Source organism: Paludisphaera mucosa (assembly GCF_029589435.1).
GTDB classification, from domain to species: domain Bacteria; phylum Planctomycetota; class Planctomycetia; order Isosphaerales; family Isosphaeraceae; genus Paludisphaera; species Paludisphaera mucosa.
In genome coordinates this window covers 3,797,370-3,812,450 of record NZ_JARRAG010000002.1, presented here as the reverse complement: position 1 = coordinate 3,812,450, position 15,081 = coordinate 3,797,370, and the positions used below count along the sequence as shown (strand labels likewise).

9 protein-coding genes and 1 pseudogene are annotated in these 15,081 nt (G+C 71.9%); 2 read left to right on the top strand and 8 right to left on the bottom strand.

Going from position 1 to position 15,081, the window contains the following annotated elements; genetic code table 11:
- The first annotated feature begins 189 nt into the window (after nt 1–189).
- Nucleotides 190–3,663, top strand: a complete 3,474-nt coding sequence (locus tag PZE19_RS24415) for a protein kinase domain-containing protein (RefSeq protein ID WP_277863219.1) — start codon at nt 190–192, stop codon at nt 3,661–3,663.
- Between the two features lie 12 nt (nt 3,664–3,675).
- Here PZE19_RS24415 and PZE19_RS24410 read toward each other — a convergent pair whose 3' ends face one another.
- From PZE19_RS24410 to PZE19_RS24395, 4 genes and pseudogenes are all read right to left on the bottom strand, one after another.
- On the bottom strand, nt 3,676–4,455 hold the full coding sequence (locus PZE19_RS24410) for a glycosyltransferase (protein WP_277863218.1): 780 nt from the start codon (nt 4,453–4,455) through the stop codon (nt 3,676–3,678).
- 40 nt (nt 4,456–4,495) lie between these two features.
- A complete protein-coding gene (locus tag PZE19_RS24405; RefSeq protein WP_277863217.1) occupies nt 4,496–8,224 on the bottom strand; it encodes a PVC-type heme-binding CxxCH protein in 3,729 nt (1,242 codons plus the stop codon).
- Between the two features lie 112 nt (nt 8,225–8,336).
- Nucleotides 8,337–9,674: pseudogene (locus PZE19_RS24400) on the bottom strand (carboxymuconolactone decarboxylase family protein); the annotation flags it as partial.
- A gap of 358 nt (nt 9,675–10,032) precedes the next feature.
- Complete coding sequence (locus PZE19_RS24395; protein WP_277863215.1) at nt 10,033–10,446, bottom strand: hypothetical protein; 414 nt, start codon at nt 10,444–10,446, stop codon at nt 10,033–10,035.
- Between the two features lie 235 nt (nt 10,447–10,681).
- Between PZE19_RS24395 and PZE19_RS24390 the strand changes: the two genes are divergently transcribed.
- Nucleotides 10,682–11,929, top strand: coding sequence for a S1C family serine protease (locus PZE19_RS24390; RefSeq protein ID WP_277863214.1), 1,248 nt, complete (start codon nt 10,682–10,684; stop codon nt 11,927–11,929).
- Between the two features lie 4 nt (nt 11,930–11,933).
- On the opposite strand, the gene PZE19_RS24385 is transcribed toward PZE19_RS24390, so the two are convergent.
- From PZE19_RS24385 to PZE19_RS24370, 4 genes are all read right to left on the bottom strand, one after another.
- The gene (locus PZE19_RS24385) at nt 11,934–12,518 is read right to left on the bottom strand and encodes an NUDIX hydrolase (protein ID WP_277863213.1); all 585 of its coding nucleotides are present in this window, start codon (nt 12,516–12,518) and stop codon (nt 11,934–11,936) included.
- A gap of 20 nt (nt 12,519–12,538) precedes the next feature.
- A complete protein-coding gene (locus tag PZE19_RS24380; protein WP_277863212.1) occupies nt 12,539–13,330 on the bottom strand; it encodes an endonuclease/exonuclease/phosphatase family protein in 792 nt (263 codons plus the stop codon).
- A gap of 12 nt (nt 13,331–13,342) precedes the next feature.
- A complete protein-coding gene (locus PZE19_RS24375) occupies nt 13,343–14,455 on the bottom strand; it encodes a DUF1559 family PulG-like putative transporter (protein ID WP_277863211.1) in 1,113 nt (370 codons plus the stop codon).
- Nucleotides 14,456–14,561: 106 nt separating this feature from the next.
- Nucleotides 14,562–14,987, bottom strand: coding sequence for a hypothetical protein (locus PZE19_RS24370; protein WP_277863210.1), 426 nt, complete (start codon nt 14,985–14,987; stop codon nt 14,562–14,564).
- Between the last annotated feature and the right edge of the window lie 94 nt (nt 14,988–15,081).

The following is a 15,081-nucleotide window of genomic DNA, read 5'->3' as shown; positions in this document are numbered from 1 at the left end:
CTGGGTTGCAAAAAGCTGAGCGGGTGATCAGGATGGAATCAGACGGCCTCCGACCCGCACCGCAGGTCCGCGGCGTCGCCCAGGCCCATACTCTCCGCGGCCGGGCGCGTCGGGACGCTCCTTCGACGACCACGAACGAGACCGATCCTCGGCCCACGGACGACGCCCCACATCGAGGGCGAGGCGACCATGATTGCCCTTGGCTGCGACCCGGACGACTCGCGAGGCGACCATCCCCGGACGGACGCCGACGCGTCCGCCGGCCCGGCTCAGGAGGCGCCGGCACCGCCGCGTTCGTTCGGCGATTACCGGATCGTGCGGGAAGTCGGGCGCGGCGGCATGGGGGTCGTGTACGAGGCCTGGCAGGTCTCGCTGGGGCGCCGCGTGGCGTTGAAGGTTCTCTCGCACGGCCTGGGTGACGCCCGCCGCCGCCGCCGGTTCGAGCGCGAGGCCCGGTCCGCCGGGCGGCTCCACCATACCAACATCGTCCCCGTCTTCGGCGTCGGCGAGCACGAGGGGACGCCGTATTACGTCATGCAGTTCATCACGGGCGTCGGCCTGGACGCCGTGCTCGACAGGTCGCGTCGCGCGCCGTTCCGCATGGCGTCGACCGACGAGCTGAGCGGATCGACCGCGGCCTGGGACCCGACGGAGGGGCACGCCGGCGACGTGGCCGGCGACGAGCCGACCGCGCTCGTCGAGATCCCCCTGGGCGGCTCCGCCTCCGACACCCACCGCGATAGTGCGTTCGGTTTCGTCGGGCCGCCGCGCGACCCCGTTCGAGGGGGCGGGCCTCCGGGGGCCGTCGCCGCCCACGACGCCCCTGCCGAGACGCCCGCACCCGCGGAAGCGAAGGACGACGAGGCCGGCCCGGACCGTTGGAAGTGGATCGCCCGCCTGGGCGTCCAGGCCGCGAGCGGGCTCGAGTTCGCCCACTCGCAGGGCGTCCTGCATCGCGACGTCAAGCCGTCGAACCTCATGCTGGACGAGCGAGGGACCGTCTGGGTGACCGATTTCGGCCTGGCGCGCTGGGGCGAGTACCAAGACCTGACCCAGAGCGACGACGTGGTCGGCACGCTCCGCTACATGGCCCCGGAGGCGCTCGACGGCGTCTACGACCGCTCGGGCGACGTCTACGGCCTGGGCCTGACGCTGTACGAACTGCTGGGGAGGCGGCCCGCGTTCGACGAGCGCGACCGCGCCCGGCTGATCCGCCAGGTCTCGCAGGCGTCGCCGCCCCCCCTGCGCAAGCTGGACCGACGGATCCCGATCGACCTGGCGACGGTCGTCCACAAGGCGATCGAGCGGCGGCCCGAGGACCGCTACGCGTCCGCGGCCGCGTTGGAGGCGGACCTGCAGCGTTTCCTGGAGGACCGGCCGGTCCTGGCGCGACGGGCCTCGCTGGCCGAACGCTACTGGCGGTGGGCGCGACGGAACCCGACGATCGCGATCCTGGGCGGCCTCCTGACGGCGGTCCTGGTGACGGCGACGGCTGCGTCGCTGGTCGCGGCCAGCCGGTTCCGCTCCCAGGCCGAGGTCCAGCGCGGCCTGGCCGAGGAGCGCGAGGCCGGCCGCCTCGAAGCCCGGAAGGCCCGCGACGAGGAGGCCGAGGCCCACCGCCTCGCCGACGCCGCCCTCGGCAACCTGAAGGCGGCCCGGGACGAGCTGCATCAGACGCTCTACGCCACCCGCTCCAACCTGGCCGCCGCCGCCTGGGGGGGCGACGACTACGGCCCGTATCGGAAGCTCCTCGACCTGATGCGCCCCCGGCCCGGCGAGGCCGACCTCCGGGGCTGGGAGTGGCGCTACCTGCGCGGGCTCGACGGCGAGGAACGGCTGACGGTGAGGGAGCGCGGAGAGGCCTTCGTCGCCGTCGCCGCGCGGCCCGACGGGACGAGCTTCGCGACGCTCGGCCTCGACGGCACGATCCGCGTATGGGGGCTGGTCGACGGCCGCGCGGGCTGGGTCGTGGAGGCCCCCAATCCCAGGAACCGGCCGTCCGACCTCCGACGCGGCGTCCACGCCCTGGCGTACAGCCCGGACGGCCGGCGGATCGCCGGCCCGGGCGGCGACGGCCTCGTCGGGATCTACGACGCCGCGACCGGGGAGCGGCTCCGGACCCTGGGCGAGGGCCGGGCGGCCGTGCTCTCGCTGGCCTGGAGCCCGGACGGCTCGCGGCTGGCGGCGGCCTACGCCACCCACGTCGTCCACATCTGGGACCCCGAGACCGGCGTGGAACTCCCGTCGCTCCCCGGGGGGCACCGCAGTTCGATCGCCGCGATCGCCGTGAGCCCCGACGGGCGAGTCGCCGCCACGGGCGGCCTGGACGGCCTGGTCATGATCTGGAGCTACGGCGAGACGCCCGGCCTTCATCGGACCCTGGCGGGACACGAGGGCGACGTCCGCGCCGTGGCGTTCAGCCCCGAAGGCTCGCGGCTGATCTCGGGGGGGCTGGACGGATCGATCCGGATCTGGGACGTCGCGACCGGGGCGCTGCTGACCGTGATCCAGGCGCACAAGGGGGGCGTCCTCAGCCTGGCCTGCCCCCGATCCGGCGGCTGGATCGCCTCCGGGGGCAACGACGACGCGGTTCGGGTCTGGGACGCCGATTCCGGACGCCTGATCCACAGGTTCCTGGGCCACACCGAGGGCGTCCGGACCCTGGCGATCGCCCCCGACGGCCGAAGCCTGATCTCGGCCTCCACCGAGGGGGTCGCCAAGGTCTGGGAGCCGCTCAGCCCGACCCGGCCTCGCACGCTCCAGACCCAGACGATGCTCGCCCCCACCGGCGGGGCCGGCGCCCTGGCGCTGAGCCCCGACGGCCAGTTGCTCGCGTCGGGTCACCTCGATGCCTTCACACGGATCTGGAACGCGAAGTCGGGCGTGCTCTTGCAGGAGTTCAAGGGATTCCCCTCTTCGGTCCGGTCTCTCGCCTTCAGCCCCGACGGCCGCCTGCTCGCCTCGGCGGGCGGAGATCCGGACGCCCCGCCCGCGCTCCGGGGGGCCGTGACCATCTGGGACGTGGCGAAAGCCCGGCCGGTCCAGACCTACACGGGTCATGACGGCGTCGTCGACGAAGTGGTGTTCCTCGCCGACGCCTCGCTGATCGCCTCCGCCGGCGGCGATCACAAGATCCACGTCTGGGACGCGGAGACGGGCCGACTCCGCATGACCCTGGAAGGCCACTCCGACGCCGTCCGTCGCCTCGCCCTGAGCCGCGACGGCCGGACCCTGGCGTCGGGGGCCGACGACGACGCGATGAAGTTGTGGGACCTGCCCTCGGGCGTCCTCAAGAGCACGATCCCGCTCGGCGGCGACGTCCTCGCGCTAGCGTTCTCCGACGACGGCCGCTGGCTCGCCTCCGCCGTCCGCGACGGGCCCCTCCAGGTCTGGAATCCCGCCGCCCCCGAGTTCCCGCACACCCTGGAAGGCCACGTCCGCCACGTCACCTGTCTGGGGTTCACCCCCGACGGCCGACTGGTCTCGGGAGGCCTCGACAGGTCCGTCCGCGTCTGGGACGTGGCCGAGAAGCGATCGCTCCTCACGCTCGAAGACCACAGCACGCCCGTGACCGCCCTCGCCGTCGGCCGGAACGGCGACCTGGTCAGCTCGGCCGCCCTCGACCATACCATCAAGCTCCGCGAGGCCCCGCCCGCCGAGTGACGCGGGCTCGGATCATCGAATCGCCAGATACAGCAGCGCGGCCGCCCCGACCGCGACGGCCGTTGCGAGCGTGGCGGCCCGCCACGGACGGAGCCGCAGCGACTCGCGGGCGATGGTCGCCAGGATCCGCCGGCCGTCGCGGAAGGCTCGCAGTTTGCTCTCGGTGCCGGCGATTCGGGGATGGTACGGGACGTCGATCTCGATCGTCGGGAATCCTCGGGCCGTCGCCGCGACCGCCAGCTCGGTCTCGATCTCGAAGCCCTCGGAGCGAAGATCCACAGCTTCGACGAAACGGCGGCTGAAGGCGCGGTACCCGGAGAGCAGGTCGCCGGTCCCGGGCCCGATCAAGATCCGGAACGTGCTCCGGATCAGGACGTTCCCCAGGGCGCGGATCGGGGCCATGGCCTGCGCCCCGGGGACCGGCCGCCGCGCCCCGACGGTCATCTCGGCCCGCCCGCCCAGCACCGGCTCGACGAGCCGGGGGGCGGCCTCGGCCGGATACGTGCCGTCGCCGTCGACCATGACGACCACGTCGTAGTCCTTCAGGGTCGCGAACGCCGCGCGGACGGCGAACCCCTTGCCCCGGTCGGGCACCGGCACGACCCTCGCCCCGCGATCGGCGGCGATGGCGGCCGTGGCGTCGTCGGAGGCGTTGTCGAAGACGACGATCTCGGCCCCCGGCAGGTGCGCGCGGAAGTCGTCGACGACGCGGCCCACGGCGGCGGCCTCGTTGTAGCACGGGATGGCGACGGCGATCCTCGGCGATCGGCCGGGGTCTTCGGGGGGTTGCACGGCGATGCGGTCTCGGCTCGTTCGGGGACGCGGTTGAGGATCAGCGGCCGGGCGCGTCGGCCGCCTCGGCGTCGAAGGCGATCGGCTGAGGCGAGACGAGGGTCGTCGCAATCGCGGCCTGGTCCGCCTTCCCCCCCGTCACCCGGATCGTCAGCGAGCCCGGGCCCGCCGGCAGGTTCAGCACCGCGGTCAGCGGCGCGGCGGCGTCGGCCCGCGCGAGGGCGACGGGCCGGCCGTCGTGCCAGACGGCGACGTCGGCCGCCGTGTCCACGACCAGCGTCGCTTCCTGCGCCGCGGCCGAGACGATCGGCGTGTAGGCCAGGGCCGTCTTCCGCTCGCCGGCCTTCACGAACGGCTGGAAGTCGACGCGGCCCTCGGCGTCGGCGTCGAGCCGCCGCCACGCGAGCGTGCCCCCCGCGCCGTCGGGCACGGCGGCGTCCAGGTCGATCCGGCCGTTCGCGTCGGGCGCGGGCCCTCCGGCCTCGGCGAGCGGCCCGACGACGCGGTACTGGCCCACCACGCTCACCGGCTTGCGGAGCGTCGCCAGGTAGGCGAGCAGGTCGACCAGCTCGCCATCGGTCATCGTCGAGGCCAGGTTTTCGGGCATGAGCGAGACCGGGCTGACCCCCCGCTCCTCGACGTCGCCGGGGGCGACCGCGATACGCTCGCCCTGGGCCGTCTTGATCACCAGCCGCTGCGGCGTCTCCTCGACCGGCAGCCCGGTGAGGACCCGGCCGTCGGAGAGGGCCAGGACGAGCGAGCGGAAGTTGTAGCTGATCGCCGAGCTGGGGTTGAGGACCGAGCGGAGCAGCTCGTCCTTGCCGTATTTCGTGCCGACCGTCGAGAGGTCGGGGCCGACCCACTGGCCGCGGCCCTGCACGCGATGGCACGCGCCGCAGGAGAAGGCGTCCTCCCGCTTGCGGAAGAACACCGCCTCGCCGCGAAGCGGGTCGCCCTCGCGACGGAGCAGCTCGGCGAGCGGAGGCAGCGGGCGTCCGGTCGAGGTCGCGGGGGGCGGCAGGACGGACGCGGCGGCCTCGCGGACGCGGGGGTCGCCCAGGCCGTGGAGCGTCGTCGTCGCCTCGGTCTTGAGGTCGTCGGGCAATCCGCCGCCGCGGGCCAGCTCGACGAGCCTCATGCCGCCGCCGGGCAGCCGGGCCACGGTGCGCAGGGCCTCGCGTCGCAGGGCGGCCGGGAAGGTGCGGTCCGCCAGGATCTCGAAGAGGCGGTCGCGGGCGTCGAACAGCTTCGGCAGCGTGCGGACGGCGGCCTCGGCCCGGGCGCTCGACTCGGGCTTGCCCTTCACCGCCGCGATCAGGCCGGCGAGCACGCGGTCGGGAGTACCGCCCAGGACGCCGATCGCCTCCGCGGCGGCCGCGCCGACCTCGTCGGGCTGGGCGGGGTCGACGGCGATCGCTTCCAGGCTGGACCGGTACCGGGTGTCGCGGGTGGCGGCGGCCATCGCGATCCCCTGCCGCCGCCAGTCGGGCTCGTTCAGGGCTCGCTCGATGACCCGCAGGACCGGCGGGCGGCCCTTCGCCTCGTTCCAGGCGCCGGTCAATTGGGTCGTCAGCATCTCGAACAACATCCGTCGGCGGACCGGATCGTCGGTTCGCTCGGCCAGCAGCGCCGCGACGTCGGCCGCGTAGGGCGTGCGGACCCGTCGCAAGACGTCGTCGCCCGCCTGCTGGAGGCCCGGGGCCTTCAGCCTCGGCAGGATCTGCTCCAGGACCGGAAGCGCCTCGGGGCGTTGGAGCCGCCACAGGAAGCCCAGGAACTTGCTCGTGGCGTTCGCCGCGGGCTCGGCCGCGGCGGCCGGGATGAACGCCTCGTTGCGGTCGACTGGGAAGTACGGCGGCAGCGCGACCTTGTCGTCGCCCGCCTGCTTGTCGAGGTCGCCGGAGTCGCCGAAGAGCGAGGGGTCCATCAGGCTCGTGACGTACTCGGCCTCACGCTTCTCCAACGCCAGGCCGAGGGCTTCCAGATACCAGCGGTCGCGACCGTCCCAGCCGACGATGAGCTTGCGAAGCGCCTCGGCGACCTTCGGGGTCGGGACGTTGCGCAGGGCCAGGATCAACTCGCGACGTACGCCCGGGTCGGGGTCCGCGGCCAGCGGCAGCAAGACGTCGAGATGCGCCAGCGCCGGCGCGGCCTTGCGGGCGGCGGGGTCCTTGTACTCGACGATCCCGTTGTCGCGGCAGTCGCGGCCCAGCATCCGCACGGCCAGCTCGCGGAACCGCGGGTCGTCGCCGTGGTAGGTTTCGGGGTGCTTGAGGATCTCGATGGCGATCGTCGCCAGGTTGGGCAGGGCCGAGGCGGTCCAGATCGCCCGCGCGGCTTCCTCGGGCGTACCCGATCGGACCAGTCCGAGGAGCGCCTCGGCCGAGGCGTCGCCCTTCGCGATCAGCCCCCGCCGCGCGGCGTCCTGGGTGGCGACGCACGGCGACTTCAGGCCGGAGATCAGGCCCTCGATCGTGGCGAAATCGGGACTGGCGGGCTTCGGCTGATCGTCCTTGGGCGCGACGCGGTAGATGCGGCCGGTGTCCTGGTCGGCGAAGGCGTGGCCGCCGACGCCGGCGTCGTACCAGTCGGCGACGAAGACCGAGCCGTCGGGGGCGACGGTCATGTCGACGGGGCGGAACCACGGGTCGTCGCTCGCGAGCAGGACCTTGGACTCGGTGCGGAACGTGGCCCCGTGCCGGGTCAGCGGGAAGAAGTTGATCTGCCGGGTGCCGGCCTCGGCCTCGAACAGGCCGCCGAAGTAGCCGGCGGGGAGCAGCCGGCCCTCGTAGACGGCGATGCCGCAGGGGCTGCCGTTGCCGGTGCCGACGAGCTTGGGGACCATGCCCGGGACGTCCTCGCCCCAGTGCCGGGGGCTGCCGGGGGTCTTGTAGCCGAACCGGCCGCCGTCCATGGTGTGGATCACGCGGCAGCCGCGGTTGCCGTCGTCGTCGTTGTCGCTGGTGAAGCCGTTGCCGAAGGCGTCGCGGCAGGTCTCGTAATTGTTGCGCTGGCCGTCGCAGACGACCTCGAACTCGGTGCCGTCGCGGTTCACGCGGAGCGTGTTCGCGTACTTGTCGGCGACCACGTGCCGGCCCGACTTGTCGACGACGTCGAAGTTCTGATAGCGCTCCGACCTGTCCCCCTGGACCGAGCAGCAGCCGTCGCCGTGCGTGAAGTAGAGCTTGCCGTCGAGCCCGAGCGTCATGCCGTGGACGCCGTGGTCGGAGTCGATCCCGCCGAAGCCGGTGAGGAGGTTGAAGCGATTGTCGGCCTTGTCGTCGCCGTCGGTGTCTTCCAGCACCAGGATGTTGGGGCTGTTGCCGACGTAGACGCGGCAGCCGCGGTACTTGCCCGAATCGTCGTAGCGCTCCTCGACGGCCATGCCCATCGGGATCGGGAAGATCCGGTCGGCGAAGACGGTGACCTTGTCGGCCTTGCCGTCGCCGTCGGTGTCTTCCAGGATCTTGATCTTGTCCGACTCCTCGACCTTCGGGAACTTCTTGTTGCCGCCCCGGGTGAGCCGGTAGTTGAGCCCCTCGGCCACCCACACGCGGCCCCGGGAGTCGACGTCGAGGCTGGTCGGGTTGAACAGCAGGGGCTCGGCCGCCCAGAGGGTCGCCTGCAGGCCCTCGGCCGGCTTGACCTTCTTCGCGGATTCCTCCGGGCTCGTCTGCGCGGGCGAGGCCGGCGTCGATCCCAGCCAGGCCCCGATGAACGTCAGCGAGAGCAAGGCCCGACGGCGAGGCGACGCAGAGAGGAGATCCATCGACGGCTCCGCGAGATCGAGGGGAGGGGGCGCGCCCTTCGCGAGGCGACGCCCCCATTCTGGCCGAGCGGCCCGCGACGGTCCAGTCGCCGCCGCCCGGCTTCCCGCTCGGTCATCTCTTCGCCGCCTTCTCGGCCGGCCCGCGGGGGCCGTAGAAGTCCATGAAGACGTTGTCGCGCTCCAGCGGGAGCTGGAAGCCGTCGGAGATCCGGGTCATGTAGAGGCCGCGGCAGAGCCATCAGAAGGTCGCCATGCCCATGTCGGGGCCGAGGTCCGTTTCGAGCCGGCGGTAGTCGGCGGCGGTCAGCGTCCAGGGGGCCTTCGAGAGCTTGCGGGCATAGGCGTAGGCCCGCTGTTCCTGGGGCGGGAAGGCCGACCAGTCGTCGCCGGCGAGCCGCCGCGTGCGGTCGGCGATGGCCGCCTTGTCCAGCCCGGCGACCTCCAGCAGCATCTCGCAGTGGCCCATGCAGTAGTTGCAGCGGACGGCCCGGGTCTGGATCCAGAAGAGGCTCTCCTCGAAGACGCGGTCGGGCTTCGCCTCGGCCCACATCGTCCGCGTCGCCCGGCTCCAGGGGACGGCCAGTTCGGGGACGTAGCCCGAGCAGACGAGGTTCCAGACGATCCGCGTGGGCCGCGTGGCGAACTCGGGGGGCAGGCCTTTCTTGACCTCGTCCCAGGCGGGGATGGGCAGGCGAGGCGTGCGCGCCCGCTGGCCCTCCAGGCGCGATTGCAGGTCGTCGTACGAGAGCTTCGACCATTCCGGGTCGCGTTCGACGACCGTCTCGCCGCCGTCCTTCAGCGGCTTGAGGTCGGCCTGGGGCGGCAGCAGCGGCTGCGACTGGAACGCGCCCGGGGCGAAGGCGACGTCGATCGGCGGCAGCGGTCCCGACGGCTCCATCGGCAGATTCAGGCCCAGCACGACGCGGTCCTGGAAGTTGCCGTAGGCGCCGAGCAAGACGATCGCCGCGGCCTTCTTCTCCCCGTAAGTCTCGACGAGGCGGGCGAACAGCTCGTCGGGGATCGTCGGCGCGTCGACCGTGTGCAGGCGGGCGAATTCCATCGCGTCACGGTAGGCCGCCGGCCAGTTCGCCGGGTCGCCCGTCACGGCGCGAATGGATTCCTCGTCCATCCCGGCGCGGCGGGCGTCGGCGAGGGCGTAGGCTTCCGAGTAGGCGCAGCGGTTGTTGCGGGCGACGACCCACCGCAACGAGGCGCGGAGCTTGGGGTCGAGCGGGCTGCGGACGCGCTGGGCGAGGTCCAGTTCCAGCATCGCGGCGGCGGTCCGGGGCATTCGCACGGCCACCGCCTTCGCCCAGCTCGGCAGCGGCCCCCCGCCGCCCAATGCGACCGCCGGCAGCTTCTTCCAGCCGGCCAGGTCGTCGAGGAGCGAGGTGCTCGGGCCCTCGTCTCCGCCGCCGGCGCGGGCCGAGCCCGTGGCGAGCATCAGGGCGGCCAGCCAGCTCGCGAGAATCTTGCGATCGGACTTCATCATCGTGGTCCCTTCGAAATGTGGAGGAATCATGGGTATTCGGTCCTTGGAGGCTGTCGGAGCTGATGATCTCGCCCCTGCGGGTCCCTTTCGGCGCGCAGGGCGACGTTCCTTGTGCGGCCGGCGTATCGGGGCGAGCCGCGGCCCCGCCTCCGGTCGCGCCGGGCGGTTCGTCGACTTCGGGCGCGTCACGAAGGGATCGCGACCGCGACCCCAGGCTCGGGGACGGCGAAATGAGACGTTCTGCGGCCACCGGCGCAGCGGCGACGATCGGTCGGTCATGCCGACGGGGCGGACGGCGGGTCGTCGGCCCAGAGAGTCAGCGCGGGGGGTGGAAGGGCACCGGTCCGCCGTGCGAGGACTGCAGGGCGGAAGAGGAGGGGGGGAGGTGGTCGGAGTCGGGATTCAGCGGCGGGGGCGCCTTCGGCAGGCAGCCCCAGCTCTCGACCCGGACGTCCGCGAGCATCGTCGGCGAGGGCGTCGGTGCGGGGTCGCCCGAGCATCGCAGGCCGTCGCAAGGCGAGCGGGGCGGCGGCGGACTCAGCGGTTCGTCGATCGCCAGCGCCCCGGCGGCGGCCAGCAGGTCCAGCCGGCCGGCCCCGGGACGACTCGCGCCGCCGGGCGGGTGGAGGCAGCCGGCCCGCGCCGCGAGGGGCGACGCCATGCCGAACGCCAGGAGCGCCAGCAGCACGCCTGCGTTCGTCCGCGTCGAGATCGAGGGATGAGCCGCCATGACCGCTCGCAAGTTGCCTGACGGTGGCGAGGCGGCCGGAACCCGGCCCGCGACGCCTCCCTGACGTGGAGACTTGTGAATGAGGCCGAATCTACCCGCGGCCGACCCGCCCTGCAAGGGGCGAGCAGGCTCGACGAGCCGCGCCGCCGAGCCGGCCTTTTCATCGGCATCGGGACTCTTACAATACTATTCGCACGGCTAGGGTATCGAGAGGGATGCATCGGGGGAGAAGACGATGACGAACGGCAGGACGTCCCCGACGGCGACGATCGTCGGCCACCTGATCACGGCCGGGGCTACGCTGGCCCTGGCCGTGCTGCTCTTCGGCGGGCGGCCCCATCCCCGCCCCGAGATCGCCGCCCAGGCCCCCCCGCCCCCGCGCCCGCAAGGCGGTGAGGTCGAGGCCGTCCAGGCGCCGCCGGGGCGGGCGACGGTCACGCCCGAACTCGAGCCGGCCGACCGCGCGACGGCCCCGGGCGCGATCCCGGAGCCCGACGCCCTCAAGGATCTGGACGCCGAGGAGCGCAACAACGTCCTCGTATACGCCTCGGTCAACAAGAGCGTGGTGAACATCACCACCGAATCCGAGGCCCAGGGGTTCTTCGGCGGGGAGGAGACGTCCACAGGTACCGGCTCGGGCTTCATCGTCGACACGAAGGGGCACCTGCTGACGAACTTCCACGTCGTCCAGGGGGCCGACGTCGTCCGCGTCACGCTCTTCGACGGCTCGGCGTACCCGGCCAAGGTCGTCGGCGTCGACGCCTCGAACGACGTCGCCGTGCTCAAGGTCGAGGTCGACGCCGAGAAGCTCCATCCCGTGTCCCTCGGCGACTCCTCGCGGCTGCTGGTGGGCCAGAAGATCATGGCGATCGGCAACCCCTTCGGCCTGGAGCGCACGCTCACCACGGGGGTCGTCAGCAGCCTCGACCGCTCGCTCAAGGCCAAGAACGGCCGGATGATCAAGGGGATCATCCAGACCGACGCGGCGATCAACCCGGGCAACTCCGGGGGCCCGCTGCTGAACGCGCGCGGGAAGGTGATCGGCATGAACACGGCCATCGTCAGCAGCGTCGGCCAGTCGGCGGGGGTCAGCTTCGCGGTGCCGATCAACTCGATCGCGCGCATCCTCCGCCAGCTCATCGACGACGGCCGCGTGACCCGCGCCGAGCTGGGCGTCGCCCGCGTCTACACGACCGAGGAGGGGCTGCTCGTCCTGGCGGTCGCCGAGGGCGGCCCGGCCGAACGCGCCGGCATCCGGCCGATCCAGGTCAAGATCGAGCGGCTGGGGCCTGGCTTCGTCCGGCGCTCGCTGGACCCCGACTCGGCGGACCTGATCGTCGCCGTCGATCACAAGCGGGTGAAGTCGGTCGACGAGCTGCTGACCGAGGTCGAGAAGCATCAGCCCGGCGAGACCGTGCGGATCACCCTCGTCCGCGAGGGCCAGCCGGTCGACGTCCCCGTCCAGCTCGGCAAGTCGTCCTGACCCTTCAGACCCGCGCGGGGTTGGCCTCGGTCGTCAGCCACCAGAGGAGTCCCGCGACCACCAGCGCGTGGTCGACGCGGCCCTGGCGGATCAGCCCGAGGACGTCCCGCGCCGGGACCTTCTCGACGGTCAGCTCCTCGGTATGGTCGAGCTTGGGCTCGGCCACCTTGCGGGCGTTCCGGATCACGATGGTCGTGGTCCGCGAGGTCACCAGCGACGGGTTCGACCAGAGCGTCCCGACCAGCTCGGGCGGGTCGCCGGCGTACCCGGTCTCCTCCAGCAGCTCGCGAGGGCCGGCGACGAGCGGATCCTCGTTCGGGTCGACGAGCCCGCCCGGGGTCTCCAGGCTGTCGCGCCCCGACCCGGCCCGGAACTGGCGGACGAACAGCACCTCGCCCTCGGTCGTGATCGCGACCGCGTGCACCGCGTCGGCCAGGCGGATCACGAAGAAGTCGTGCGTCAGCCCGGAGAGCCGCGACCGGAACCGCTCCTTGCGGAGCGTGAACAGCCAGTTCTCCTCGATCGTCCGGTCATGCCGCCCCTCGTCCACGTGCGACCAGGAGGCAGGTTGAGTCGAGTCGTCTTTCATGGGTTGAGATTGTACGTCGGTCAATCCACCAGTTCCAGCACCACCAGCAAGGGCCGGTGGTCGGAGGCGACGGGCTCGTCGAGGACGCGGGATTCGACGACCTTCCAGCGGGGGGCGGGGCGGACGAGGACGTAATCGATCTGGCGGTCGGGCTTGTCGGCGGGGAAGGTGAGGAGGGGGGCCGTGTCGGTGCGGGTCCAGTTCTCGCCGAACGCCCGCATTACGCGGGTGTCGGGACGGGAGTTGAGGTCGCCGACGAGGAGTGTGGGCAGGTCGGGGTGCTCGCGGGCGACCTCTTCGAGCTTCTTGACCGAGTCCATACGTTCGGCGTCGTCGGGGCGGTAGTCGATGTGGGTCGCCATGAAGCGGATCGGCGTCTTCTTCGCATCGGGGGCCGTCAATTCGACGACGAGCGCCCCGCGCTGCTCGCCGACGTAGTGCGACGGGACGTGGACGTTGCGCCAGGCGGTCACGGGAAGGCGGGTCAGGACGGCGTTGCCGTAGTCGCCCCCCTGGAACACGATGTTCCGCTCGAAGATCGGGGTCATCCCGGTCAGGCGGCCCAGCTCGCCGGGTTCGTCGACGCCCTGGGTGCGCTTGCAGCCGCGGTCGACCTCCTGCAGGGCGACGACGTGGGGCTCGACGGCCGTGATGACCTTGGCGATCCGCTCCAGGTCGAGCTTGCCGTCCATCCCCTCGCCGTGGTGGATGTTGTAGCTCAGGATGCGTAGTTGCTTCGGCTCGTCGGCGAGGGTCGAGGCGGCGGAGAAGGCGAGGAGGGCGAGTGCGATCGTCCGGAGGCGCGTGGTCATCGGGCGGGGTTCCTAGTAGTCGGCGGGGATCTTTTCGCCGCCGGCCTTCGTGCCCAGGGCACGCCAGACCGCCGGGTCGATGGTGTTTTTGATGAAGCGGACCGAGCCGTCCGCGAGGCCGACATCCACGCCGCCGGGGTGTGCGCTCCGCGCGGCGGTATGGCCGGCGACGAAGTCGGAATCGACGTTGGCGCAGTCGGAGACGGGAGCGTTCGGCGTCATCGTGTGCGAATAGAAGGACGTGGCGGCGGAGGCTCGATAATACTGCTGGCCGCGGTAGGCGATCCGCCGCCCCTCGCGGCAGGTCGCGGGCGATGGTGGGGCGGGGGTCGTGAAAGAGGCTGTCGAGACGCCGTAGACGTTCCGCAGGCTGTCGGCCGCGATCGATTCCGCTTCGCCATGCACCGACGCCGAGCGGAGCGTCTCGGAGAATAGTGAAGTTGCGGCCGTCCCGTCGGTCGCCGAGGCGATCGTCGACCATCCCGCGACCTTGCGGTAGTCGGGGTTGTACGACCCGTCCGGAAGGACGGCTGGCGCGGCGTGGTCGAGCGTCACGTTGAAGATCCCGGCCAGACGGACGTCGGTCTCAACCATGTTGGCGGGGTAGTGGGGTGGCGCGGGCCCTAGCTCGGCGCAGGCCGTCGCGCCGATCGACGCGAAGTAATTGTCGAAGCCGATCCTCCCCTGCAACTTCGCCTCGGCGGGGTCGGACGGGCAAATGAAAGTGGAAACCTGAGTGCTCGCCGCGGTGAGGTTGGGATCTTGATTCGGGTGATCCGCAACCCCCTGAAGTCCGAAGCGGAAATTGAAGCCGTCGTAGAGCCTAACCTCTTCGATCCCGCCCAGAAACGGCAGGATCGCGACCTGGACCGACGCTCGCGGATAATTCAAGACCTCGATCGTGGGCGACGGTCCGAACGCCGGCGGGAAGACGCCGTGGGCGGACTCGTAATTGAGCGTCGCCAGGGCCATCTGCTTGAGATTGTTGATGCACCGCGCGCGTCGGGACAGGTCGCTCGCAGGCCCGAGCGCGGGGAGTATGAGCGCGACGAGCACCAGGAGGATGAAGATCACCGCGACGACTTCGAGGAGCGTGATCCCGCGGTGCGGTCGCCGAGGCGTCATCATCGTCCTCCCTTGACGAGGCTGTCGGAGAATCGCCCCACCCACGGCAAGGGCGACGACCTTGAGCCTAGCTCGCGCTGGTCGGGGATTCAACGACCCCCGGCGGTCAGGGCATGGCTAGGGTGGCGGCCTTGAACTCGTCGGCGGTCATGCGCCTGACCGTGCGGTTGAGGAGCAGGACGGCGCCTCCCTGTGTGGGGACGTCTTTGCCGTAGGCCAGGACCTCCTCGTTGGGGCTGCCGCCGGGCTCTTCCTTGGTGTCGGGGAGGGTGACGCCGAAGGGGACGACGACCGCCCCGGAGGCCACGAGTTCCACGCCGCCGAGGGCACCGCCGGGGTTGGCCTTTAGCTCCTTGAGGTTCTTGGGCGGCTTCCCATTGTTGAGCTGGAACTCGCGGAGCATCTCGGCGACCTGCTCCAGGTTCATCTCCTCGGACTTGTCGGCCGTGGGGGGGCCGCTCGCGGGGTCGCCGCAGCCGGCGACGATCGCCGAGGCGAACAGCAGGGCGAGGCATCGGATCCAGGTCTTCATCAGGTTGCACCTCGAAGGGGCCGCCCGCCGGGCTGGGTCGGAGGTCAATCCCCGATCCCGTCCGCGCGGGCTCGTGTCGATCGCCAAGCGGTCC